Origin of the sequence: Loktanella agnita (assembly GCF_046640325.1) — a bacterium.
In the GTDB taxonomy this organism is placed as follows: Bacteria; Pseudomonadota; Alphaproteobacteria; order Rhodobacterales; family Rhodobacteraceae; genus Yoonia; species Yoonia agnita.
The window spans coordinates 18,432-41,336 of record NZ_JBJMBF010000016.1; the positions used below are offsets into that span (position 1 = coordinate 18,432).

A 22,905-nucleotide genomic window follows, 5' to 3' on the forward strand; every position below is an offset into this window, starting at 1 on the left:
GGGAACCGGTGACAGGGGGACAGAATGGCCGATCTGGAAAAGCGCGCGTTAAGCGAGCAAGAGCTGCAAGAGCTGGTTGCGGCGAGTGATAGCGGTGCCCGTAGCCCGACCGGTATGGTGGGGCTTGCAATTGCGGCGACGGCGCTGATTTGGTCGGTGTTTCAGGTGCTTTTGGCGTCGCCCATCGCCCCTTATGTTCTGCCCGGCGACTTGATTAACAACTCTCGTCAAATTCACCTCGCCTTTGCGATATTCCTGTCAGCGATGGCCTACCCGCTGTTCAAATCCAGCCCCCGTGATTGGGTGCCGTGGTATGATTGGGTTTTGGGGATCGGTGGTGCTTTCCTCGCGCTATATGGTTATTTTTTCTACGAAAAAATCGTGAGCAATGGCGGGTTGGCTGATGCGACTGACGCTTATTTCGCGCTCGCCGGTTTGATCTTTTTGTTTATCGCGGCATATCGCACACTTGGCCCTGTTATGGTGGCGCTGGCCATTGTGTTCATGGCGTATGTCTTTTTTGGCGCGTCCGAATTGGTGCCGGATCAGATCCGTTGGGCTGGGGCATCGTTGCGCAAGGCGATGAGCCACATGTGGATCACCTCCGAGGGTGTGTTCGGCATTGCCTTGGGTGTATCGACCCGATTTGTCTTTCTTTTCGTGCTATTCGGTGCGTTGTTGGACAAGGCAGGCGCGGGCAATTATTTCATCAAGATGGCCTTTGGCGCACTGGGACACTTGCGGGGCGGCCCGGCCAAGGCGGCTGTTGTTGGATCGGCTGCTACAGGCCTGATTTCGGGGTCTTCTATCGCGAATGTCGTTACAACCGGCACGTTTACGATCCCCTTGATGAAGCGCGTCGGGTTCAGCGCCGAAAAGGCGGGTGCTGTCGAGGTCGCGTCATCGGTTAACGGGCAGATCATGCCGCCAGTGATGGGTGCCGCGGCCTTTTTGATGGTTGAATATGTCGGCATTTCCTATGTTGAGGTTATCACCCACGCCTTTCTGCCGGCGATTATTTCCTACATCGCGCTGGTTTACATCGTGCACCTTGAAGCGGTGAAAACCCGTATGCCGACAATCGGGAACAGGACGGTGAACCTGCTGAACACGGTGCTGGGCATGTTTGGGTTTTTCGCGGGCTTCGCGATCCTGTGCTATGCCACCCAATATCCGGTGGGCTGGATTACCGGATTGTTCCCGGAAGGCTCTGGCTGGATTCTATCGGCGCTGCTGGCAGTGGTTTATGTCGGGCTGGTCTATCTTGCTGCTCAAGCGCCGGATCTGGAGCCTGACGATCCCAACGCCGATGTGGTCGAACTGCCTGATATTTCCAAGATCTACAAATCCGGCCTATATTACCTGCTGCCGATCATCGTGTTGGTCTACTTTTTGATGATCGAGCGGAAATCGCCGGGGTTGTCGGCCTTTTGGGCGTCCTTTCTGCTGTTTGGTATCCTGCTGACCCAAAAGACGCTGAAGGCGATTTTCCGGGGTGAGCAAAACCCGATGGGGCGTTTGCGTGACGGGCTGATTGATCTGATTGCGGGTATGATCGACGGGGCGCGTAATATGATCGGTATTGGCCTTGCCACCGCAACGGCGGGGATCATCGTCGGTACTGTTTCCCTGACTGGGATCGGACAGGTGATGGCGGCCTTCGTGGAATTCCTGTCGGGCGGCAACCTGATCTTGATGCTGATTTTTGTGGCCATCCTGTCGCTGATCCTTGGGATGGGGCTGCCCACCACGGCGAATTATATCGTGGTGTCGTCATTGATGGTGTCGGTTGTCGTGGAGCTGGGTGCGCAATCGGGGCTGATCGTGCCACTGATCGCGGTGCATCTGTTTGTGTTCTACTTCGGGATCATGGCCGATGTGACGCCCCCTGTTGGGCTGGCGAGCTTTGCGGCGGCGGCGGTGTCGGGTGGTGACGCGATCCGTACCGGCTTTATCGCGTTTTTCTATAGCCTGCGCACGGTGGCCCTGCCGTTTGTGTTCATCTTTAACACCGATCTTTTGCTGATTGATGTGACGCTAACGCAGGGGATTATTGTGTTCATCGTCTCGACCATCGGGATACTGGTCTTTACCGCAGGCACGATGGGCTGGTTTCTGACCCGCAGCCGTATTTGGGAAACAGCCGCCCTGTTGCTGATCGCCTTTGCGCTGTTCCGGCCCGGATTTTTCATGAACCAGATCCAGCCGCCCTTCAATGACATCGCACCCGCTGCATTCAGCGAGGCGGTTGGTGATGCCGCCCCGGGCAGCAACCTGCGTGTGATCGTTTCTGGCCCTGATTTAGACACGCTTGAAATGAAGGATGTGACGGTACAAGTGAATGTACCGGATGCAGAGGGAGCAACAGCCCGGCTGGACGAGCTGGGCTTTATCCTGATGCCAGATGGCGATGTGATGCGTCTGGATGAGCCGATGTTTGGCACTGATTTGGGCGATACGCTGTCATCGTTTGATTTTTACGCGGATGACGCTGTCCAGATATCCGCGGTGCAGACAGCGGCAGATCAGCTACCTAAGGAGCTGGTCTTTATCCCGGCATTGCTGTTGCTGGCGCTGATTGCGTTCCTGCAGCACCGTCGCGCTGAACCTATCCTGGAAGGAGAATTGGCATGAGCAAAACGATCCTATGTGCCGTTGATATCAACCGCCCCGAGGAAGAGCGTTATGTGCTGGAACGTGCCAAAGCTCTGGCCGAACTGGACGGCGCGCAGCTGGATGTGATTACAGTTGTTCCGGACTTCGGGGCAACGGTGGTAGGCGCTTACTTCAAGGACCATCATGTCCAGACCGCCAAGGATACCGCATCGGCCACGCTGCTGTCCTTTGCGAAATCGGTGCTGGGTACAGAGATGAACAAGACAGCCCGGCACATTATCGCGGTCGGTCGCATCTATGAAGAGGTGCTGAAGACCGCTCGTCTGTCAGAGGCGGATCTGATCGTTCTGGGTGCCAAAACACCTGACTTGAGTGATTACCTGCTTGGCCCGAACGCGGCCCGCGTGGTCCGCCATGCGAGCTGTTCGGTCTATGTCGTTAGGCAGTAACCTTTGACCGGGCACTAAGCGCCCAATCATTCCTCATGCGGCGTTTGCTGTGCTTGCTCTGGCGGATCATCATAAGGCGACCAGCCGAATTCACCTGCGGTTTTTGGCAGATCGTTTTGTTTGATGTTGCGCACCATGTAAGCTTTGGCGATGAAATTCGCCGTCAGCGGGGCAGTCAGGAACAAGAACAGTGCGATCAGCGGTTCGTGTACGGATAGGTGCCCGGTTTTCGCCAGAAAATACAGCATCGACGCGATCAGCACACCGCCTACACCCAGTGTCGTGGCTTTGGTCGGTGCGTGAAGCCGCTGCATGCTGTCTTGCAGTTTGACCAGCCCATAGGAGCCGACCAGCCCGAAGACGCCGCTGATAATTAGGGCTAAGGCGATGAGAATTTCAAAGATCACATGCATCGCTTACCTCATTCAATGATGTCGCCGCGCAGCACAAAGCGGCAATAGGCGACGGTTGAGACGAAACCGACCATGGCGACCAGCATCGCGGCCTCAAAATAGATCGCCGTGCCTTGCCAGACCCCGTAGAGCACCAGCAGAGCGATCATGTTGATCACCATCGTATCAAGCGCAAGGATGCGGTCTGCCGTGTCGGGCCCTGTGGCCATCCGCCAGAGATTGAGCAGCAGGCCAAGCCCGTAGCATGTTGCGGTGAACATGAGCGCGGCTTCGATCATTGGAAAATCTCCTTCAGTCGCGTTTCGTAGCGTGACTTGATCTCGTCCCGCACGGCGTCGGGATCATCCGTGTGCAGGCAATGCACCAGGATACAGCTGGCATCTGCGGCAAGGGACGCGGATACGGTGCCGGGGGTCAATGTGATCGTACCTGCCAGCACAGTGATGGCTTCGGCAGAGGTCAGTTCCAGCGGGATGGCGACCCAGCGGGACCGGATATCCGCGTTTCGTTTGAACAGGATGATCAGCGCGACCTGAATATTGGCGACGATGATATCCCATAGGACGATCACCGTGTAGCTGACCAGCTTGAGCGGGCGTTTTATTGTGGGTCTGTCCGGCCAATAGGGGGCGGTGATCATCGGCACGGTGATTCCGATCACAAGCCCGAGCAGCAGGTTGCCAAGCGTGAATGTATTCACCAGCCCCAGCCAGAACACGGTGAGCGTCAGGCTAAGCAGCGGGTGGGGGATGAGGCGCAGAAGCATCTATCAGCCCTCCTGATCTGGGGTGAGGACGGCTGCGATATATCCCGCCCGGTCAAACAGTTGGTCCGACGTCGCCTGTAAGTAAGAAGAGACCGGCCCGGCAAAGATCGCCAATGCGGCAAGGGTCGCAAGCCCGATCATCGCGGGCGCGATCTGGCCAAAGCTGGCGGGTGGGTGTGCCGGTTCGGGGTCGGCCTCTTCCGGGACCTCGGCGGGGGCAATGGCGGTGGATTTCCAGAACAGGATACTGCCGGCGCGGGCAAAGCCGACGATGGTCAGAAGTGACCCCAGCAGAATTGCGGTCCAGGCCCAGCCGATGAGTGCGGGATCGCGTAGAGCGTTCAGGACCAGCAGTTTGCCCAGAAACCCGCTGAGCGGTGGCATTCCCGCCATGGCAATGGCCGCACCGAAGAAAACTGCGGCAAACAATCCGTTCTGTCCGGTCGCCTGCATCGCGACCAGCCGATCATCGCCCCGGCGTTGCTGCACCAGATCGGCGATCAGGAACAGGGTGGCGGCGGCGAAGGTGGAATGCACCAGATAGTAAAGCGCAGCCGACGTCGCCAGCGGTGAAAAGGCCGCGACGGCGACAAACAGTGTCCCCATCGACCCGACCACCGAAAAGGCAATCAGCGGCATCAGGCGCTTGGCCCCCAGCACACCAAAAGCCCCGATGGCGATGGTCACGATGGCGGCAGGAAAGAGCCATGTCTCAGGCAGCCCCTGGGTGCTGGGTATGCCCGGCCCGAAGGCGATAGTATGCACCCGGATGATGGCGTAGGCTCCGACCTTGGTCATGATCGCAAACAGCGCGGCCACCGGGGCAGGGGCGTTCGCATAGGTGATGGGCAGCCAGAATTGCACCGGAAACAGCGCCGCCTTGAGTGCAAAGACGATCATCAGCAGCATGGCAGCGACGCGAACCAATGCGGCCTCTTCCGCTGGAATTTCGGTCAAGCGTGCGCCCAGATCGGCGATGTTCAGAGTGCCTGTGCTGGCATAAAGCGTGCCAAGCGCGAAAAGGAACAAGGTCGATCCGGCAAGGTTCATCACCACATATTGCAGCCCGGCCTGTATCCGCTCGCGCCCGCCAGCGTGGATCATCAGCCCGTAAGAGGCGATCAGCAGCACTTCGAAAAAGACGAAAAGGTTGAAGATGTCGCCGGTCAGGAACGCGCCGCAGATGCCCATCAGCTGGAACTGGAACAGCGCGTGGAAATGCCGCCCGCGTGCGTCCCAGCCGGTGGCGATGGCGTGGCTCAGCACGATCAACGCCAGCACAGCGGTCAGCAGTACCATCAGCGCCGACAGACGGTCCAGCACAAGCACAATCCCAAACGGCGCGGACCAGTCGCCCAGCCGGTAGGTATGAATATCGCCGTCTGTGGTCAGCGCGGCAAGCCCGATGGCAACCGCCAACAGGGCCACCGTGCCGAAGACAGAGGCAATGCGCGCAAGGGTGATATCATGGCGCATCACAAAGCTGATGATCGGCGCCAATATCGCGGGCAGGATGACGGGAGCAATAATCCAGTGCATCATGATGCAGCATCCTTTGGCGTGTCGACATCATCATGTGTTTCGGTGATGTTGATACTGTCGTCCTCGGCTTCCAGAAACGCGGCAAGCCCGATCATCACCAACACGGCCGTCATCCCGAAAGAGATCACGATGGCGGTCAGGACCAATGCCTGCGGGAGCGGGTCGGTATAGCTTGCCTCGCCATATTTCGACAGGATCGGGGCCATGTTGATTGCCAGCCGACCACTTGCGAACAAAAAGACATTCACGGCGTAAGACAATAAGGCCAGACCAAGGATGACCGGAAATGTTCTGAGCCGCAGCATCAGGTAGACCCCGCCTGCTGTCAGCACGCCGACCGCGCTTGCGACGATCAATTCCATATCAGCCCTCCACCGTTTTATTGTTATTATCCGTGACCCGGTTGGCGGGGTCGTAATCCATCGGTTCCATATTCACCGTCTCACCGGCATAGCGTGCGATCCGTGACAGGCTGTAAAGCATCAGCATGACGGCCCCCAGCACGGTCAGGAACACACCAAGATCAAAGGCCATTGCGGTGGCAAGCTCGAATTCCTCGATCGGGGGCAGATGGATATAGGTGAAGCCGCTGGTCAGGAATGGGAGCCCCATCAGCCAGGCGCCCAGACCGGTCATCCCGGCAATGATGATGCCGATACCGATCATCGTGTGGTATTCGATCCGCTGTCGCGCCTGTGTCCATGCAAAGCCAGAGGCCATATATTGCATCAACAAGCCGATGGCGATGATCAGCCCCGCGACAAAGCCGCCGCCCGGCTGGTTATGCCCCCGCAGGAAGATGTAGATCCCGACCACTGCAGCGATTGGCAGCAGCAGCCGTGTGACCACCACCATCATCAGCGGGTGCCGGTCGCGGGACCGGTCTTGTGAATAGTCTGTGTTGCGCAACCGCCGCGCGGCAGGCCCGTCCAGCAAGGCGTGCATCAGCGCGTAGATCACCAGACCGGCGATCCCCAGCACGATAATTTCCCCATAGGTGTCATAGCCTCGGAAATCGACGAGGATCACGTTGACCACATTGGTGCCGCCGCCGCCTTCGTAGCTGTTGGCCAGATGGTAGGCGGAAATCGTATCCACATCACGCAGCAGAAACGCATAGGCCAGCCCACCCACGCCCAGACCTGCCGTAATCGCAATCACCCCGTCACGCATCCGCAGCCAGAGCGGGCTTTCCGTTGGTGTGGTCTTGGGCAGGAAATGAAGTGCAAGCAGCAGCAGCATGATCGTGACCGTCTCAACAGAAATCTGCGTCAGCGCGAGGTCAGGCGCAGAGAGGTAGACAAACCCAGCCGACATGGTCAGCCCGATGATCCCGATGATGATCAGTGCCCGAAAGCGATCACGATGGCTGAAAACCAAGGCCAGTGTGGCCACAACAAGCATGAACCAGCCCACGCCGATAACGGGCGGCACCGGCAGGAGCTCGCGGGTTGGCGCGCCCAGTCCGCTGCCAGAAAACGCGATTGCGCCGAACAGTACAGAGGTGGTGACAAAGATCGCCAGATAGCGGCTGATTGATCCTGAATGGGTTACTGTGGTGATCCAACCGGACAAGGCGACCATGGCGGCCATCAGCTTGTCAAAGATCCGCTTTGCTTCGGGTCTTGGGGCCGCGATCCACGCCCGGTCAAGCGGCGCATGGAGCAATAGCAGGATCGCACCACCGATTATCGCGATCACAGACATATACAAGGCGGGTGTCAGCCCGTGCCAGATTTTCAGATGCGGATGTAGGTCGCCGCCGGTGACGGCGTTAGCCGCGGCGGTTACGATGCCTTCGGCCAGAAACGGCATTATCCCGATCAGAACCACCAGCACCGCTAGCAGGGCAGGGGCGGCCCACATGCCGAACGGCGGGTCATGTGGTTTGGCCGGGTAATCGTCGCGCACCGGCCCAAAGAACACATGCGAGATGAAGCGGAAGGAATAAGCGACGGACAGCAGCGCGCCAATGGTGGCAAAGACGGGCACCAACCAGTGGTTGTGCCACCATTCGGTATGGGCGGCTTCTTCCAGCATCAACTCTTTGGACAGGAACCCGTTGAACAGTGGGATGCCAGCCATCGACAGCGCCGAGATTGTGCCAATGACAAAGGTCACAGGCATCAGTTTGCGCAACCCGCCCAACTGCTTGATATCGCGCGTATGGGCTTCGTGGTCGATGATGCCTGCGGTCATAAAGAGCGTGGCCTTGAAGGTCAGATGGTTGATGATGTGGAACACTGCCGCAATCGTTGCGGCCTCTGTCCCGAAGCCCAGCAGCATAGTCAGCAGACCCAGATGGCTGACAGTCGAAAAGGCGAGCAGCGCTTTCAAGTCATCTTTGAACAATGCGATCAGCGCACCCAGCACCATTGTGATCAGCCCGGTGGTGGCAACGATATAGAACCACGCATCTGTGCCCGCCAATGCAGGCCACATCCGCGCCATCAGGAAGATACCGGCTTTTACCATAGTGGCAGAGTGCAGATAGGCCGAAACCGGTGTGGGGGCGGCCATCGCGTGCGGCAGCCAGAAGTGAAACGGAAACTGTGCCGATTTGGTGAAGGCGCCTAGCAAAATCAGGATCAGCGCGGGCAGATACCAGTTGTTCGCCTTGATCAGATCACCTGCTTGCAGGATATCAGTCAGATTATAGCTGCCAACGATATTGCCAAGAATCAGCATGCCGCCAATCATCGCCAGCCCGCCGGAGCCGGTAACAGCCAGCGCCATGCGCGCGCCCTGCCGCCCCTCTGGCAGGTGCTTCCAATAACCGATCAGCAGGAAGGAAGAGAGCGAGGTTAGCTCCCAGAAAATCAGCAAAAGCAGAATGTTGTCAGAAATCACGATGCCCAGCATCGCGCCCTGAAACAGCAGCAGATAGGTAAAGAATTGCCCCATCGGGTCATCGCCCGACAGGTAAAAGCGTGCGTAGAGCGTGATCAGTAGGCCGACGCCTGTGATCATACAGGCAAAAAGCAGACCAAGCCCATCAAGGAAGAAAGATACCGACAGGCCCAATTGCGGCAGCCAGGCGATCTCTGCCTGGATCACCTCGCCCGACAGCACGCGGGGGGCGAGGGTCAGCAGCATGATCAGGGCAAGTGCGGTGGGGATGGCGGTGAAACTGGCGCAGGCCGTCCGTCCGGCGCGAATCATGACCCCCGGCAGCAATGCTCCGATGAACGGCAGTATCGCGATCACGAAGAGAAAGTTGCCGCCTGCGCTCATGTGACTGTCCCCGGTAACCCTAGTTCTTTGACGTGTGGATATCGGGGGAAGATCATGTTGTAAAATGTGAACTTTCGACAGGCGGCCAAAGAACGCAGTTTGTGGTGATTTATCCAGCGATGCAGGCAGGCATATGCGCGCAATACCTGCCGCGACGCAGATTTTAGTGTCGCGTTACAATTAAGTACAGATCACGCTATGATCGCAGACGCCACGATCGACAAAAAAAGGCGCCCAGAGGCACCTTTGTCAGTTTAGCCGCGCCACGTCCGCACAGGGCCACAGTCCATGTGGACGAAGTTTGAGCCCGAATATTTTCCGACACCGCCTGCACGGCAGGCCTGCGCGGCATTTGCCATCTGCGTGGTAGAGCGGCTTTGCAACCGCAGATCAGCTGCTTGACCACGTATATGGAGCGAGTTGCTCGCCACCGCACTGGATTGGCGGCGCAGCATCGCGTTCGTTTGTGGTGACCGGTAGCCGGACAAGAGCAGATAAGGCTCTGACGTGTCCATAAGGTTCAGCGAGGCCGACATGATGTCGATTGTCCGCAAATCCATCTGGATCGCTTCGCTGGTGCGCCAGTCGCGCATGAAGACGTTAATCTCACGCACGGCTTCTGAGATATATTCGCCTTCAATCCAGTAGATCGTTTCGACCCGCTCACCGGTTCGGCCGGAGTGCATTGCGATTTTTCTGATATCGCCGGCCCCGCGAAGGAACCCGGCGGCGTTTGAAAACGTTGGTGCCGCAGAAACTGCTGTTGCGGCGAAAGCACCTAATAAACCACGGCGGGTGATACCCGAGGATTTTTGTTTCGTCATGTGTGTAGCGCCTGTCCCGTCGCTCATTTTTTTCCGCATTTTTGCGGATTTTGCATTCATGCCCCCAGATGCACTTTAGTTATGACATATTTCGATTCGGTGACCAAGGGGTCTTTCGTGTATTTTGGGTCAATCAGCGGTCTGTTGCGCAGACTGTCGACATTGGCCGCGCGAACCCCCGGCTTTATGGCGACACTATGGCAACAGCTTTGCCTTGCGTTCTTGTCTCGCTCATTTGTGAATGGACAGGGTGAAAGTAAGGTTATTGATACTCTACTTTGGCAGAGTTTGTTTGCTAAGACGATGTAACGAATAAAAAGGGACCAGAATTTATGGGTTTTCGGTGTTGGCGTGAACGCGCGTTGATAGGTCGGTTAGCGGTTGTTCTTGCAGCGATATTTGTATTTTTCGCATCTGCGCCGCAAACACAGGCGCAAAGTACAGAATTCCGCCAGGCCGTTGCGCAAGCCGCCGCGCGTGACGCGGATCTTGCGACATTTTATCGCGCGCGCAATTTTGAAGGCATCTGGGGCGATGATCGCCGCCGCCGCAATGCATTGCTGACTGCTTTTGCCTCTGCCGCTGATCACGGTCTGCCTGCTGCACGGTACGAAGCAGATGCGCTGGTCGCACAGTTGCAATCGGGCAGCACAGCCGCCGCACAGGCGCAGGCAGAGGTCGAGTTGAGCCGCCTGTTTCTACAGTATGCGCGCGACATCCAGACCGGTATGCTGACCCCGTCGCGGATCGACAGCAATATCAAACGGCAGGTCCCGCTACGTTCGCGTTTGGGCACGATTCAGGCATTTGTGCAGTCCAGCCCGTCCGGTTTCCTGCGCTCGCTGCCGCCCGGTTCCCCTGAATATGCCCGCCTGCTGCGCCAGAAGCTTGAGATGGAGCGTCTGCTGGCCCGTGGCGGTTGGGGCCCAACCGTGCCCGGCAGAAAGATTGAACCGGGGCAGAGCGGCCCGCAGGTTGTTGCCCTGCGTGACCGGCTGATCGCGATGGGTTTTCTCGCCCGGACAAATTCCCAAAGCTTTGATGCGGCGATGGTGAACGCAGTGCAGCGTTTTCAGCAGGCCCATGGGCTTGCCATTGATGGTGTTGCCGGGGCCGGGACATTACGCGAAATTAACATCGCGCCAGAAGCTCGCCTGCAATCGGTTATCGTAGCGATGGAGCGTGAACGCTGGATCAATCGTCCGCGCGGTCAGCGCCATGTTTGGGTGAACCTGACGGACTTCACGGCAAAGATCATCGACAATGACTCTGTGACGTTTGAAACGCGCACAGTCGTTGGCGCAGTTCACGAGGATCGCTACAGCCCTGAATTTTCTGACGTCATGGAATTCATGGTTATTAATCCCAGCTGGTATGTGCCGCGTTCGATCATCACAAAGGAATATTTGCCGCAACTCCAAGAAGACTCAAATGCGGCGAATAACCTGCTGATCACAGATGCCAGTGGCCGTGTCGTTGACCGTAATGCAATCGACTTCAGCGAATATACGGAAACAAATTTTCCGTTCTCCATGCGTGAGCCGCCAAGCCAGGGCAACGCGCTGGGTCTGGTGAAATTCATGTTCCCTAACCGCTATAACATCTATCTGCATGACACACCGTCAAAGAGCCTCTTTGGCCGTGAGGTCCGCGCGTTCAGCCATGGGTGTATCCGTCTGGCCGATCCGTTCGACTTTGCCTATGCGCTTTTGGCGCGGCAGGTGGGCAACCCGCAGGCGTTTTTCCAGTCCGAATTGCGCGCTGGTCGCGAGCGTCGCGTCAATCTGAATGACCCGGTGCCAGTGCATCTGGTTTATCGTACGGCCTTCACTAAAGAAGACGGTCCGATGCAGTATCGCCGTGACATCTACGGCCGAGATGCGCGCATCTGGCGTGCACTGGGTCGCGAAGGGGTGGCGGTGCGCGCTGTTCAAGGGTAAATCGGTCCCCGGAATGATGCCGGGGGTCAGATGACACATACAGTCAAAGAGATTGCAGCGGCGCTGGGGGCAGAAGCTTTCGGCGCCGTTGATATTTTGATCGCTGGTGCGTCAGAGCCTGCCGCCGCCGGACCGCGTGATCTGGCGCTGGCGATGACACCCGCCTATGGCGATGCGCTGGCGCAGGGGCAGGCGAGGGCCGCCGTTGTCTGGCCCGGTGCGGATTGGCAGGCGCTGGGTCTGGACGCGGCGATCATCGCTCCCCGCGCGCGTCTGGCTATGGCGCGGCTGACGCAGACACTGGATCAACCACTGGGCGGTGATGGCATCAGCCCCCATGCGCTGATTGATCCCAGCGCACAAATCGGTGTGGATGTGGTCATTGGGCCGTTCGCTGTCATCGGGGCCGGTGCGATGATTGGCGCGGGCAGTTGGATCGGGACCCATGTCAGTATTGCTGATGGGGTACAAATCGGTGTGCAGTGCCAGCTGCATGCGGGGGTGCGTTTACAGCGCAATGTCACACTGGGGGATCGGGTGATTTTGCAGCCGAATGTGGCGATTGGTGGTGATGGATTTTCTTTTGTAAGCGAAGCACCCGCCAATGTTGAACGGGCCCGCGAAACCCTAGGTGACAGCCCACTGGCGGCACCTGATGATCCGACTTGGCATCGGATACACTCGCTTGGCGGGGTTGTGATTGGTGACGATGTCGAGGTCGGCGCGAATGCGACGGTGGATGCGGGAACGATCCGGGCGACACGCGTCGGAAGAGGAACGAAAATTGATAACCTCGTACAGGTTGGGCACAATGCGGTTGTGGGGGAGCATTGTCTGCTTTGTGCGCAATCGGGCGTTGCCGGATCGACAGTGGTCGGTGACAGGGTCGTCATCGGTGGACAGGCAGGTGTCGCGGATAATTTGAAGATCGGGAATGATGTTGTGCTTGGGGGCGCAAGTGTTGTGTTATCCAACGTGCCTGCGGGGCGGGTCATGATGGGATACCCGGCAACAAAGATGCAGACTCATATCGAAAGCTACAAAGCGTTGCGGCGGTTGCCACGTCTCTTGCGCCGATTTGATAGCCGTTAGAAACCTGTTTCAAACCGAGCGCAGAATGACTAAATCAAATTTGAACAAAATTTGGGCAGCGATGAGATGAGCACAAAAGACCAAGTGATCACAATTATTGCCGAACAGGCGATGATCAAACCGTCGGATGTGCAAATGAGCCATTCGTTGGATGACGTCGGGATTGACAGTCTTGGGCTGGTCGAATGCATTTTTGCAATCGAAGAAACCTTCGATATTTCGGTGCCGTTCAACGCAAATGACCCAAGCGACAGCGATTTCGATATTTCTTCGATTGCCAGTATCATCGCCGCGGTCGAAAAGCTGAAGGCAGAGCAGGGAAAATAAATGCGTCGCGTCGCGATTACAGGGGCGGGCACAATCAACCCGCTGGGATCTAACGTTGCCGAGACATATGCCGCCATGCAGGCGGGCACTTGCGGTATTGGTCCTCTGGATATCATGGACGCCGACCGGCTGTCGATCCAGATTGGCGGTCAGGTCAAGGGATATGACGAAGCGACCCATTTTAATCGCCAGCAGGTCGCGCTTTATGATCGGTTTACACAGTTTACCTTGCTCGCTGCGCGTGAAGCGATCAGCCAATCCGGCTTGGGCTTTTCGGGTGATCTTGCTGATCAGGCCGGCGTGGTGCTGGGGACGTCAGGCGGCGGTCTTAACACGCAGGATGAAAACTATCGGGCGGTTTATGAAGCGGGCAAGAACCGGGTTCATCCGTTTATCGTGCCCAAGCTGATGAACAACGCCGCTGCCAGCCATGTGTCGATGGAATGGAACCTGCGCGGCCCCTCCTTTACAGTGGCGACAGCTTGTGCGTCGTCCAATCATGCGATGGGGCAAGCCTTTAACATGGTACGCTGCGGCATGGCGACGGTGATGATCACCGGCGGGTCCGAGGCGATGTTGTGTTTCGGTGGCATCAAGGCGTGGGAAGGGCTGCGCGTGATGTCCAAGGACGCCTGCCGTCCGTTTTGCGCGACGCGCAATGGGATGGTGCAAGGTGAAGGGGCCGGTGTCTTTGTGTTCGAAGACTACGACCACGCAGTCGCGCGCGGCGCAGATATCCTATGCGAGGTTATGGGCTTTGCCATGACATCGGATGCCTCTGATATTGTAATGCCATCTAAACAGGGGGCGGCGCGGGCCATTGCAGGAGCACTGAAAGATGCGCGGCTGTCGCGTGACAGCGTGGGCTATATTAACGCGCATGGCACCGGCACGGCGGCCAATGACAAGACAGAATGCGCGGCAGTGGCGGATGTGTTCGGGGCGCATGCGGACCAGCTGATGATTTCCTCGACCAAATCCATGCATGGGCATCTGATCGGCGGGACCGGCGCGGTAGAGCTGTTGGCCTGCATCATGGCGCTGCGCGAGCGGGTGATTGCCCCAACGATCGGTTACGAAGAACCGGACCCGGAATGTGCGCTGGATGTCGTGCCAAATGTGGCGCGCGATGCTGATGTGGATGTGACGTTATCGAACGCCTTTGCGTTCGGAGGGCTAAACGCCGTATTGGCGCTGAAGCGGGTATAAAGCGGCCGCCAACCGGGCGACCGCAATTTTTCTATCATTCGGTGATAACAGCACCATCATAACCGGCGGTAAAACCGCTCAGCGACAGATCAAGCACGACTTCCTCTGTCGGGGCGGCGGCTGGGACAAGGCGCAGCTGCGCGACAACACCGCGTTTGAACTGGTCGATATCTTCCTGGGTAAAGCCAATGCGGGCAACGCAGCCAGCCGTATTGCAGAAGGTGAACGGGTAGCGCCGTGCGTTCGCGCCATCAACCGCAAGGGTCAACTGCTGGGTCAGCAGGGTTTCCAGCGGGACCACAACAGTGGCACCTGCGGCAGCGCGGGACCCTTCAGGCAGGCGGAAGAAGTTGAATTCGGCCACAGCGTCGCCGTTTTCATCGGTCAGCAGCTGGTACAGGTTGCAGGGATCAGCCTGACCTTCGGGGGCTTTGACGCAGCGCATGGCCCAGTCGCCAAATTCCTGCAGGATGTAAGGCTGACCGACCTGCGGGCCGACAGGTTCACCCAGTGACAGATCGTCGTTGCCGTCTTCCGCTGCTGTGTCTTCAGCGGGCGTGTTTTCGGTCGCTGTGTCCTCTACCGGTGTTTCTTCGGTCTCTTGGGCAAAACCGGTCGACGCCTGTGCCAGTAGGGTCACGACAAAAAGTGATTTGAGCGTATTGCGCATGTGATAAGTCCTTTTTCCTCGTCTCGCGCCTTAGCACGACCTGACCGGAGTGTCAGGCGGAAACCCTTTTGTTCTGGCAGCGATCCGCTCAATTTTTTGTTGGTCTGCAGGCATAGAAAAAGGGTCCGAACGGACCCTTCTTCATCTTTCTCCCTGTCGGACTTGGCCGACTAATTGCGCGGGAAGCTACGCAAAGCAGATGCGCCCGTCAACAGGAAATAGCTGACAGTAATATCAGGATAAAACCGGCGGCACCGACAAAAAAACCGTGCCCGAAGGCACGGCAAGTCTAACAGGGAGGAAGTATGCCAATCAGCTTCATCATAAACCAATCAACATGCTTAACTCTGGCAGGAAATGGTTAAGGATGTATGTTGAAGCGGACAAAATATGAGGAAATCGGGTAAATGGCAGAAAAAATCTTCGTGGGTGGCGGCGGTGCGGATTACGCTGAGCCGCAGCATTTGTTGCTAGAAAAGGCCAACCGGCACGGGTTGATCGCGGGCGCGACAGGGACCGGTAAGACAGTTACACTGCAAATTATGGCCGAAGGTTTTTCTGCCGCGGGGGTGCCAGTGTTTCTGTCGGACGTCAAAGGCGACCTGTCCGGGCTGGCGGCGACAGGGTCTGCCGATTTCAAACTGCACGATGCGTTCACCAAACGGGCAAGGACCATTGGGCTTGATCTGCAATATGACCACTTCCCCGTTACCTTTTGGGACCTATTTGGCCAACAGGGCCACCCGATCCGGGCCACAGTGGCCGAAATGGGGCCGCTTTTGTTGTCGCGCCTGATGGAACTGACCGAGGTGCAAGAGGGCGTATTGAACGTCGCTTTCCGGGTCGCTGATGAAGACGGGCTGCCGCTGTTGGACCTCAAGGACCTACAGGCGCTGCTGGTCTGGGTCGGCCAGAATGCCAAGGAATTATCGCTGCGCTACGGCAATGTGGCAGCGTCATCAGTCGGGGCCATCCAGCGGCAATTGCTGGTGCTGGAAAACCAAGGGGGGGCCGCGCTGTTTGGTGAACCTGCGCTTGATCTCTCTGACATGATGCGATTGCGCGACGGGCGGGGCGAAATCAACATCCTTGCAGCTGATCAGTTGATGGGATCGCCACGTTTATACGCGACCTTCCTGCTGTGGCTGCTGTCAGAGCTGTTTGAGGAACTGCCAGAGGTGGGCAATCCGGACAAACCCAAACTTGTCTTTTTCTTTGATGAAGCACATTTGCTGTTTGATGACGCCCCCAAGGCGCTGGTGGACAAGGTCGAACAAGTGGCGCGGCTGATCCGGTCCAAAGGGGTTGGGGTCTATTTCGTGACGCAGAATCCGGGTGACATCCCGGACGACGTGTTGGGGCAGTTGGGCAACCGGGTGCAACACGCGCTGCGGGCCTTTACCGCCAAGGACCGCAAGGAACTGAAAACAGCCGCTGAGACCTATCGCGACAATCCATCCTTTGACACTGCACGGGCCATTCAAGAGGTGGGCACAGGCGAGGCGGTGACGTCGTTCCTTGACCCCAAGGGCATTCCGATGGTGGTGGAACGGACGTTGATCCGCCCGCCGTCTTCGCAGCTGGGCCCAATTGATAGCGCGACGCGGGCGCAGATTATGCAGGAGTCGGATATGGCCGCGAAATACAATACGGCGCTGGACCGCGACAGCGCGTTCGAGATGCTGCAAAAACGGGCGGAGGCCGCTGCGAAAGAGGCGGAAGACGCAGAGAAAGCAGAAGCAATACTGGAAGAAAAAGAGCGCGAATTCAAATCCGCACGCCGCTATGGCGGGGGGCGATCCACGGGTGGATCCGCAAGCAAGTCAGGTGGCAGTGGATTTGGCGATGCGATAGCATCTGTCGTCGTCAAGGAATTGAAAGGCACAACTGGCCGCCGGATCGTGCGGGGTATTCTGGGCGGGCTGTTTAAAGGGCGCTGAGTGTTTGTCACGCAACTTTTGCCGCATTGTAAGGTGGGTCTTGACCCACCTTACTTGAACGATCACTGGCCGAGCGCGATGCCTTCACGCCGGGGATCAGCTCCACCGTGCAGGGTTTCACCGATGGCAATGGCATGCAGCCCTGAATTCAGGTCGCGCAGGTTTACCTCATACCCCAGTTCGGTCAGCGGAGCCTCGAGCGTAACCAACTCGCTGCCTTCTTCGATATCATAGGTGCCAAAGCGGTTGACCAGATGCGGCATGGCGATGGCCTGTTGCACATCCATGCCCCAGTCCAGATGCGCGATGATCGCCTGCGCCACATAGCCAATGATCCGGCTGCCGCCCGGGCTGCCGATCACCAACACCGGCGCACCATCCTGCGTGACAATCGTCGGGGCCATTGACGACCGGGGGCGTTTGCCCGGCTCAACCCGGTTGGCAATGGGATAGCCGCCATTATGGGTCGCAAAAGAGAAATCCGTCAGCTCGTTGTTCAGCAGGAACCCCCGCACGAACAGCCGCGACCCGAACCCGTTTTCGATGGTTGTGGTCATCGACAGCGCATTGCCGTCACCATCCACGATGGAGATATGCGAGGTAGAGGGGAATTCGAGACTGACATCGTCCCCCCAAAGTTGCGCATGATCCCATGTGGGGTCGCCGGGTGCTACGCTTTCCAGCGCGTCAAACCCGTCGGTCCGGTCGCCTTCGATCAATGCGGCGCGCTCCATCAGATAGTCCGAATCCACCAGCCCCTGCGACGGCACCGGAACAAAATCGCTGTCGGCCATGTAACGGCCCCGGTCCGCAAAGGCGAGCCGGGAGGCGTCGCCGATCAACCGCCATTCATCGGCATCCTGCGGGTCTTCGAGCACGAAATTATTCACGATACCCAAAATCTGCCCTACCGTCAGCGCACCGGATGACGGCGGCCCCATGCCGCAAACCTCATAGGTGCGATAGGGGACGCAGACAGGATCGCGTTCCGCCACATCATAAAGCGCAAGGTCAAGCGTCGATAGCACGCCCGGATTACCGGCGGCATTGCGCACGGTTGCGACGATATCCTCGGCAATGGGGCCGGTATAGAATGCATCCGTTCCGCGCTCGGCGATCTGGCGCAGCGTATCGGCGTAATCGGGGTTTTGCAGCAGCGTGCCTGCGGCAAGCGGGGTGCCATCAGGCACAAAATAAGCCGCGGTGGCCGGGAAGCGTTGCAACCGTTCAGCATCGTTGGCAATGGATTGCGCCATGCGGGGTGAGACGGCGAAACCGTCGTCGGCCAATGTGATCGCAGGCTGCAAAAGGCTGGCCCAATTGGCCCGGCCCCAGCGGCGATGCGCCTCTTCCATCAGTTTCGGGGTGCCGGGGGTCCCGACTGACAAGCCGCCGACAACCGCATCAAAGAAGCCCAATGGTTCGCCGTTTTCATCTTGAAACAGCTGCGGTGTCGCAGCAATAGGTGCGGTTTCGCGCCCGTCCAGCGTTGTGATTTCGCCACTGGCGGCATCATACCAGACAAGAAACGCGCCGCCGCCAAGACCAGAGGATTGCGGTTCGACCAGACCCAGCACGGTCTGGACCGCGATCATCGCGTCCGCTGCGGTGCCACCATTTGCCAGCACCTCTGCCCCCGCTTCGACCGCCAGCGGGTTGGCTGCGACGACCATCCAGTCTTCGGCCACGACAGGCTGACCGGCTTCTTTGGTGGCGAGCGCGGCTTGGGCGTCGTCGGAAAGCCCTGTGAATGCGCCGACTGTGGTGTCGTTCTCAGGGGCGACAGCGTCGGCAGCTTGTTGGGCAAGGGCGGGGGAAACCAGAAACAGGGTCAGTAAACACGACGGGAACAGATGACGAAACGTCATGGCGAACCTCATTATTCATGCAGATGAGGCAGCATTGACGCCGTCACACAGAATTGCAAGTCCGGCTAAAGTTGCAGGATTTTCAGCGTCGCGATACGGTTTTCTTCTTTGCTGACCACCTCAAACCGGAAGCCGTGGAAGGAAAAGACCTGACCTTCGACGGGAATCATCTGTGCTTCGTGAATGACAAGACCCGCGACGGTGTTCGCCTCTTCGTCGGGCAGGCTCCAGTCATGGGCGCGGTTCAGGTCGCGGATCGTCATCGCACCATCGACGATATATGCGCCGTCGGCGGTGGCGGCGATCTGTTCTTCTTCATGCTCGTCGAATTCATCGGCGATCTCACCAACGATTTCTTCAAGGATGTCTTCCAGCGTGATCAGCCCTTGCAGCCCACCATATTCATCCACCACCAGCGCAAAATGCGTTTTGCGCTTGAGAAAGTTGCGCATCTGGTCGCCCAGCGTCGTGGTTTCGGGGATGAAGTAAGGCTGCATCGCGACTTTGGTCACGTCAAATGCATCCAGCCCCTTGGCGTCCTTGCTTTCGAATAGCTTGTGAACCGCGCGCAGCAGGTCCTTGGCGTGAAGAACGCCAACGATGTTTTCCTGATCATTGCGGTAGAGCGGCAGCCGCGTGTGCTGGCTGGTTAGAATTTGTTCAAGGATATCGCGCGGGGGCAGGTCGGCGTCGATCATTTCAATGCCCGACCGGTGCAACATCACCTCTTCCACTGCGCGGTCGTTCAGATCGAGCGCGCCCAATATTCGGTCACGGTCTTCTTTTTCGACCACGCCTTCGGACTGGCCGAGGGATAGCGCACCCGCGATTTCTTCGCGCACGGCAAGGATCTTGCTATCCGGGTCGGTCCGCACGCCAAAGATATACAGCACGCCCCGCACCAGATAGCGCACGGCGGTGACCATGGGCGAAAAGATGCGAATGACCAGCGCGATCGGGCGCGCCACGCGCGCGGCGAAGGCTTCGGGATAGGTGATGGCAAAGGTTTTGGGCAGCACCTCTGCAAAGATCAGCACCAGTAGCGTCATGATCAGCGTGGCTGCCGCTACACCGTTCTGTCCGAATATCCGTGTCAGCACCGCCGTGGCCAATGATGTGGCCAGAATGTTGACCACGTTATTGCCCAGCAGGACCGACCCGATGAGCCGCTCATTGTCTTCGGTGATGTGCAATGCGCGCTCTGCGCCCTTGGATCCTTTGTCCGCCGCCGCACGCAGCTTGCCCCGCGAGGCTGCTGTAAGGGCTGTTTCCGAGCCAGAGAAAAATCCAGACAGGATCAGCAGAACAAGGATTGCGCCTGCCGTAAGCCAAAATGCGGCGTCAGTGGTCGTCGTTTCCATCAGGTGCTTTCAACAAAGAGATCACATTATGTATACTGTATTGGCCCGGTTCAAGACTTGTTGGTTCGGGCCAGCGGGTGATGTTCATGCACCAGCTCTTTCAGCCGTTCGTCCAGCACATGTGTGTATATTTCGGTCGTTGCAACATCTGCATGACCAAGCATCGTTTGGATCGAACGCAGATCCGCACCGCCAGCCAACAGATGGGTTGCAAAGGCATGGCGCAGCGTATGCGGCGTGACCTTGGCCGGAGAGACACCACCGGCGACGGCGAATTCTTTGATGAGCCCGAAGAAACGGTGCCGGGTCAGGTGGCCCGCTTTTCCGTGCGAAGGAAACAGAAATTTCGTCGCAGGTTTGCCTTTGGCGCGCGCCGCTTCTTGCGCGGTATCCCATGCGGTCAGATAAGCCGCCAATGCTGCGCGTGCGGGCGGGGACAGCGGCACTAGCCGTTCCTTGCCGCCTTTGCCGCGCACCAGCAGCATGCGTGGATCGCCCCGCGCGGCAGAGACAGGCAGGCTGACCAGTTCTGTCACCCGCATGCCCGTGGCATAGAGCAATTCCATCAGGCAGGTATTGCGCAGGGCATCGCGTTTGGTGTTGCGCGCAGCCTCTAGCAGCCGGTCAACTTCGGCGATGTCCAATGTCTTGGGGAGGCGCTGCGCGCGGCCCGGTCCTTTGATCTGGATGGCCGGATTTTCCGCGCGCCAGCCTTCTTCAAACGCAAAGCGGTACAGCTGCTTGATCGCCGAAAGCCTTCGCGCCCGCGTTGATTTCGCCAGACCTTCGGCCTCGCAGTTAATCAGATAGGATTCGATATCGTCCTGCGTCGCGGTCGCATAGTGCAAAGCCTTATCCGCCAGCCAGTCACCGAAATTCTGCAAATCACGCGCATAGCCCAGCTGCGTATTTATCGCTGCATCCAGTTCAGCGGCTTGTGCTTCTAGGAAGGTCTGGACCCAGCGTGCCATCGGTGCGTCTGCGATGGTCACGTCGCCCGCTCCAGCAGCATCAGTTGCAATGCGGCACGGCGCGCGACGTCTTCCAGCCCGACGGCCCGGAAAACGGCCAGCGCCTCTGTTAGGGAGCCTGCGTCGCCGACATAGCCTTCGTGAAACAAGCTGACCGCGCGCAATAACGTCTCGCCCAGCTTTCGCTGATCAATCAGCTCTTGCAAGGCCGCGGGCGGGGCGGCACCGTTAAAGGCGGATTGGATCGCCAGCTCGCGTGGTGAGGTCACACGCACCTCTTGCGGGACGCCGCGTGCGAGGGCGACAAGGAAGGGATCACGCCCGGATTCGGCGCGCATGGCGACGGATTTGTAATCGGGTGATAACAGTCCCATTTCGAACGCGATGTCATCGGCTTCACCCTGCAATGGCAAGTCCTGAAGCGCAGGGGCATAGAGCTTGGCAAATTGCACTTCGGTCCGCGCATGGCGCATCGCAGCCCAAGCTGCGGGTAATGTTCGAGCCACCGCACCCGCGTCACCCGCGGTGACCGCCGTATCGAAACGCTGCACCGCGGCGGCACGATCCCAGATCCCGCCAGAGGCCGCAGGCGTTCGGGCGGTATACATGTCTTGCAGCACGTTTTCCGACACAGCCCCGTGGCGGGCCAGCCGCTCAGCCGCTTCCAATTGCGATTTCCAGGCTGTCGTTGTCCGGAGGTCCGCGTGCGAAAACGCCAAGGGCAGGTTGGAGGTCACCAGATTTTCGCCGATCGCCTCGTGCATTCGAAACATTAGCGGGCTGACACGGGCAGGCGGATCAAGCCGGGGTTCGCCCTCGAAAAGATCCGGGTCAAGGAAACGGGCGAGCAGCATTTCTTCCTGCTCTGAAATATCGCCCAGTACCCGATGGGTGTTCAGCGTCAACGCGGCGGCGGGCCAGTCACCGTTGCGCGCAAGGCAGAAAATGCGGGCGGGGTAGGTGGGTGCGACAGAGGGTTTCTGGCCCATCACATCGCAGACTTCCTGCTCTGTCCCGGTCAGCAGCGCGACATCGAACCAACGCCGAAACAGCGGGGCAGTGTCTGGCTTTGCCTCTTCGATCAGGGATTTTGCCGGTTCCAGCGCGCCAAGGTCCAAAAGCTTGTCCACACGGGCAAGAAACAGCGCCCCATCCGCGCCTGCATTAAAGGGCGGATCGGCCTCGGCCAGCATCAACACTTTCATGAACTCCTGCATCGCAGGCAGGGTTTCGATCCGTTCGGCGCGGACAAGATCGACCAGCGTGGCCTCTTCGCTGCCCTGCCAAATCGTGCGGGGCAGATCTGTCACCTCGGGCGGCAAAAGCCCGACCGGGTCCTTGGAACGATGCTGCAAAGGTGTTGTCGTCACCTCTGGCGGCATGGCTGTTGCGGTCACCGGCGGTTCGAACACCGGCGCAGTCACGCTTTGCGACAGCCAGTCAATCGCCGACAAGGGCGCGCTGACGGTCTCTTGCGCGGCGACGCCTGTCGCTGTCACCAACAGTGCCGCGGTGAAAAGCTTAGTCTGTGTCAAGCGTAACAGGGTGCGTTACCTCTTGTAATGGCGCTTCGAAATCGGCCGGAAAAAAGATCGGCCCGACATAGGCAAAGGCGACCAAACCCAAGCCTGCAAGAACGATGAGAATTAGTATTGCCTTAATCAGCCGCCACATTGCCTGCCC

20 protein-coding genes are annotated in these 22,905 nt (G+C 58.3%); 7 read left to right on the plus strand and 13 right to left on the minus strand.

Annotated features, from left to right (window positions below; genetic code table 11):
• Nucleotides 1–24 precede the first annotated feature (24 nt).
• Together ACJ5NV_RS16345 and ACJ5NV_RS16350 are read left to right on the plus strand one after the other, a co-directional pair.
• Nucleotides 25–2,634, plus strand: a complete 2,610-nt coding sequence (locus ACJ5NV_RS16345; RefSeq protein ID WP_411645408.1) for a TRAP transporter permease — start codon at nucleotides 25–27, stop codon at nucleotides 2,632–2,634.
• On the plus strand, nucleotides 2,631–3,065 hold the full coding sequence (locus tag ACJ5NV_RS16350) for a universal stress protein (protein ID WP_411645410.1): 435 nt from the start codon (nucleotides 2,631–2,633) through the stop codon (nucleotides 3,063–3,065). Before ACJ5NV_RS16345 ends, ACJ5NV_RS16350 begins: the two co-directional genes overlap by 4 nt.
• A 26-nt stretch (nucleotides 3,066–3,091) precedes the next feature.
• Here ACJ5NV_RS16350 and ACJ5NV_RS16355 read toward each other — a convergent pair whose 3' ends face one another.
• The 7 genes from ACJ5NV_RS16355 to ACJ5NV_RS16385 form a co-directional block, all read right to left on the minus strand.
• Nucleotides 3,092–3,478 (minus strand): Na+/H+ antiporter subunit G, encoded by a 387-nt coding sequence (locus ACJ5NV_RS16355; protein WP_411645412.1) that lies wholly within the window; start codon nucleotides 3,476–3,478, stop codon nucleotides 3,092–3,094.
• Nucleotides 3,479–3,486: 8 nt separating this feature from the next.
• Nucleotides 3,487–3,756 (minus strand): K+/H+ antiporter subunit F, encoded by a 270-nt coding sequence (locus ACJ5NV_RS16360; protein WP_411645413.1) that lies wholly within the window; start codon nucleotides 3,754–3,756, stop codon nucleotides 3,487–3,489.
• Nucleotides 3,753–4,244, minus strand: a complete 492-nt coding sequence (locus tag ACJ5NV_RS16365) for a Na+/H+ antiporter subunit E (protein WP_411645415.1) — start codon at nucleotides 4,242–4,244, stop codon at nucleotides 3,753–3,755. Before ACJ5NV_RS16365 ends, ACJ5NV_RS16360 begins: the two co-directional genes overlap by 4 nt.
• 3 nt (nucleotides 4,245–4,247) lie before the next feature.
• Nucleotides 4,248–5,786 carry a monovalent cation/H+ antiporter subunit D gene (locus tag ACJ5NV_RS16370; protein ID WP_411645417.1) on the minus strand — a complete coding sequence of 513 codons (1,539 nt, stop codon included), beginning with the start codon at nucleotides 5,784–5,786 and terminating at the stop codon, nucleotides 4,248–4,250.
• Entirely contained in the window at nucleotides 5,783–6,148 is a 366-nt protein-coding gene (locus ACJ5NV_RS16375) for a Na+/H+ antiporter subunit C (RefSeq protein ID WP_411645418.1), read from the minus strand. Before ACJ5NV_RS16375 ends, ACJ5NV_RS16370 begins: the two co-directional genes overlap by 4 nt.
• A gap of 1 nt (nucleotide 6,149) precedes the next feature.
• Nucleotides 6,150–9,020 carry a monovalent cation/H+ antiporter subunit A gene (locus tag ACJ5NV_RS16380; protein ID WP_411645420.1) on the minus strand — a complete coding sequence of 957 codons (2,871 nt, stop codon included), beginning with the start codon at nucleotides 9,018–9,020 and terminating at the stop codon, nucleotides 6,150–6,152.
• Between the two features lie 254 nt (nucleotides 9,021–9,274).
• Complete coding sequence (locus ACJ5NV_RS16385) at nucleotides 9,275–9,844, minus strand: YcbK family protein (RefSeq protein WP_411645422.1); 570 nt, start codon at nucleotides 9,842–9,844, stop codon at nucleotides 9,275–9,277.
• 332 nt (nucleotides 9,845–10,176) lie between these two features.
• On the opposite strand from ACJ5NV_RS16385, the gene ACJ5NV_RS16390 reads away from it, so the two are divergent.
• The 4 genes from ACJ5NV_RS16390 (at nucleotide 10,177) to ACJ5NV_RS16405 (ending at nucleotide 14,412) form a co-directional block, all read left to right on the plus strand.
• Nucleotides 10,177–11,784, plus strand: a complete 1,608-nt coding sequence (locus tag ACJ5NV_RS16390) for a L,D-transpeptidase family protein (RefSeq protein ID WP_411645424.1) — start codon at nucleotides 10,177–10,179, stop codon at nucleotides 11,782–11,784.
• 30 nt (nucleotides 11,785–11,814) lie between these two features.
• A complete protein-coding gene (locus tag ACJ5NV_RS16395) occupies nucleotides 11,815–12,876 on the plus strand; it encodes a UDP-3-O-(3-hydroxymyristoyl)glucosamine N-acyltransferase (RefSeq protein WP_411645426.1) in 1,062 nt (353 codons plus the stop codon).
• A gap of 66 nt (nucleotides 12,877–12,942) precedes the next feature.
• On the plus strand, nucleotides 12,943–13,203 hold the full coding sequence (locus tag ACJ5NV_RS16400) for an acyl carrier protein (RefSeq protein ID WP_411645428.1): 261 nt from the start codon (nucleotides 12,943–12,945) through the stop codon (nucleotides 13,201–13,203).
• Complete coding sequence (locus ACJ5NV_RS16405) at nucleotides 13,204–14,412, plus strand: beta-ketoacyl-[acyl-carrier-protein] synthase family protein (RefSeq protein ID WP_411645430.1); 1,209 nt, start codon at nucleotides 13,204–13,206, stop codon at nucleotides 14,410–14,412.
• A 34-nt stretch (nucleotides 14,413–14,446) separates the two neighbouring features.
• Here the strand turns inward: ACJ5NV_RS16405 and ACJ5NV_RS16410 are convergent, their stop codons facing one another.
• The gene (locus ACJ5NV_RS16410) at nucleotides 14,447–15,082 is read right to left on the minus strand and encodes an invasion associated locus B family protein (protein ID WP_411645431.1); all 636 of its coding nucleotides are present in this window, start codon (nucleotides 15,080–15,082) and stop codon (nucleotides 14,447–14,449) included.
• Between the two features lie 407 nt (nucleotides 15,083–15,489).
• Between ACJ5NV_RS16410 and ACJ5NV_RS16415 the strand changes: the two genes are divergently transcribed.
• Nucleotides 15,490–17,022, plus strand: a complete 1,533-nt coding sequence (locus ACJ5NV_RS16415) for a helicase HerA-like domain-containing protein (protein ID WP_411645433.1) — start codon at nucleotides 15,490–15,492, stop codon at nucleotides 17,020–17,022.
• Nucleotides 17,023–17,084: 62 nt separating this feature from the next.
• Here the strand turns inward: ACJ5NV_RS16415 and ggt are convergent, their stop codons facing one another.
• From ggt to ACJ5NV_RS16440, 5 genes are all read right to left on the minus strand, one after another.
• Nucleotides 17,085–18,890 carry a gamma-glutamyltransferase gene (gene ggt / locus ACJ5NV_RS16420; RefSeq protein ID WP_411645434.1) on the minus strand — a complete coding sequence of 602 codons (1,806 nt, stop codon included), beginning with the start codon at nucleotides 18,888–18,890 and terminating at the stop codon, nucleotides 17,085–17,087.
• Nucleotides 18,891–18,955: 65 nt separating this feature from the next.
• Nucleotides 18,956–20,251, minus strand: a complete 1,296-nt coding sequence (locus tag ACJ5NV_RS16425; protein ID WP_411645435.1) for an HlyC/CorC family transporter — start codon at nucleotides 20,249–20,251, stop codon at nucleotides 18,956–18,958.
• Nucleotides 20,252–20,301: 50 nt separating this feature from the next.
• Nucleotides 20,302–21,222, minus strand: a complete 921-nt coding sequence (locus ACJ5NV_RS16430; RefSeq protein ID WP_411645529.1) for a site-specific tyrosine recombinase XerD — start codon at nucleotides 21,220–21,222, stop codon at nucleotides 20,302–20,304.
• A gap of 17 nt (nucleotides 21,223–21,239) precedes the next feature.
• A complete protein-coding gene (locus ACJ5NV_RS16435; protein ID WP_411645437.1) occupies nucleotides 21,240–22,721 on the minus strand; it encodes a hypothetical protein in 1,482 nt (493 codons plus the stop codon).
• Nucleotides 22,722–22,743: 22 nt separating this feature from the next.
• Complete coding sequence (locus ACJ5NV_RS16440) at nucleotides 22,744–22,896, minus strand: hypothetical protein (protein ID WP_411645438.1); 153 nt, start codon at nucleotides 22,894–22,896, stop codon at nucleotides 22,744–22,746.
• Nucleotides 22,897–22,905 lie beyond the last annotated feature (9 nt).

Coding starts and splice junctions, on each gene's coding strand:
- ACJ5NV_RS16345 (WP_411645408.1), top strand. CDS start 25: ATGGCCGATCTGGAAAAGCGCGCGTTAAGCGAGCAAGAGCTGCAAGAG.
- ACJ5NV_RS16350 (WP_411645410.1), top strand. CDS start 2,631: ATGAGCAAAACGATCCTATGTGCCGTTGATATCAACCGCCCCGAGGAA.
- ACJ5NV_RS16355 (WP_411645412.1), bottom strand. CDS start 3,478: ATGCATGTGATCTTTGAAATTCTCATCGCCTTAGCCCTAATTATCAGC.
- ACJ5NV_RS16360 (WP_411645413.1), bottom strand. CDS start 3,756: ATGATCGAAGCCGCGCTCATGTTCACCGCAACATGCTACGGGCTTGGC.
- ACJ5NV_RS16365 (WP_411645415.1), bottom strand. CDS start 4,244: ATGCTTCTGCGCCTCATCCCCCACCCGCTGCTTAGCCTGACGCTCACC.
- ACJ5NV_RS16370 (WP_411645417.1), bottom strand. CDS start 5,786: ATGATGCACTGGATTATTGCTCCCGTCATCCTGCCCGCGATATTGGCG.
- ACJ5NV_RS16375 (WP_411645418.1), bottom strand. CDS start 6,148: ATGGAATTGATCGTCGCAAGCGCGGTCGGCGTGCTGACAGCAGGCGGG.
- ACJ5NV_RS16380 (WP_411645420.1), bottom strand. CDS start 9,020: ATGAGCGCAGGCGGCAACTTTCTCTTCGTGATCGCGATACTGCCGTTC.
- ACJ5NV_RS16385 (WP_411645422.1), bottom strand. CDS start 9,844: ATGACGAAACAAAAATCCTCGGGTATCACCCGCCGTGGTTTATTAGGT.
- ACJ5NV_RS16390 (WP_411645424.1), top strand. CDS start 10,177: ATGGGTTTTCGGTGTTGGCGTGAACGCGCGTTGATAGGTCGGTTAGCG.
- ACJ5NV_RS16395 (WP_411645426.1), top strand. CDS start 11,815: ATGACACATACAGTCAAAGAGATTGCAGCGGCGCTGGGGGCAGAAGCT.
- ACJ5NV_RS16400 (WP_411645428.1), top strand. CDS start 12,943: ATGAGCACAAAAGACCAAGTGATCACAATTATTGCCGAACAGGCGATG.
- ACJ5NV_RS16405 (WP_411645430.1), top strand. CDS start 13,204: ATGCGTCGCGTCGCGATTACAGGGGCGGGCACAATCAACCCGCTGGGA.
- ACJ5NV_RS16410 (WP_411645431.1), bottom strand. CDS start 15,082: ATGCGCAATACGCTCAAATCACTTTTTGTCGTGACCCTACTGGCACAG.
- ACJ5NV_RS16415 (WP_411645433.1), top strand. CDS start 15,490: ATGGCAGAAAAAATCTTCGTGGGTGGCGGCGGTGCGGATTACGCTGAG.
- ggt (WP_411645434.1), bottom strand. CDS start 18,890: ATGACGTTTCGTCATCTGTTCCCGTCGTGTTTACTGACCCTGTTTCTG.
- ACJ5NV_RS16425 (WP_411645435.1), bottom strand. CDS start 20,251: ATGGAAACGACGACCACTGACGCCGCATTTTGGCTTACGGCAGGCGCA.
- ACJ5NV_RS16430 (WP_411645529.1), bottom strand. CDS start 21,222: ATGGCACGCTGGGTCCAGACCTTCCTAGAAGCACAAGCCGCTGAACTG.
- ACJ5NV_RS16440 (WP_411645438.1), bottom strand. CDS start 22,896: ATGTGGCGGCTGATTAAGGCAATACTAATTCTCATCGTTCTTGCAGGC.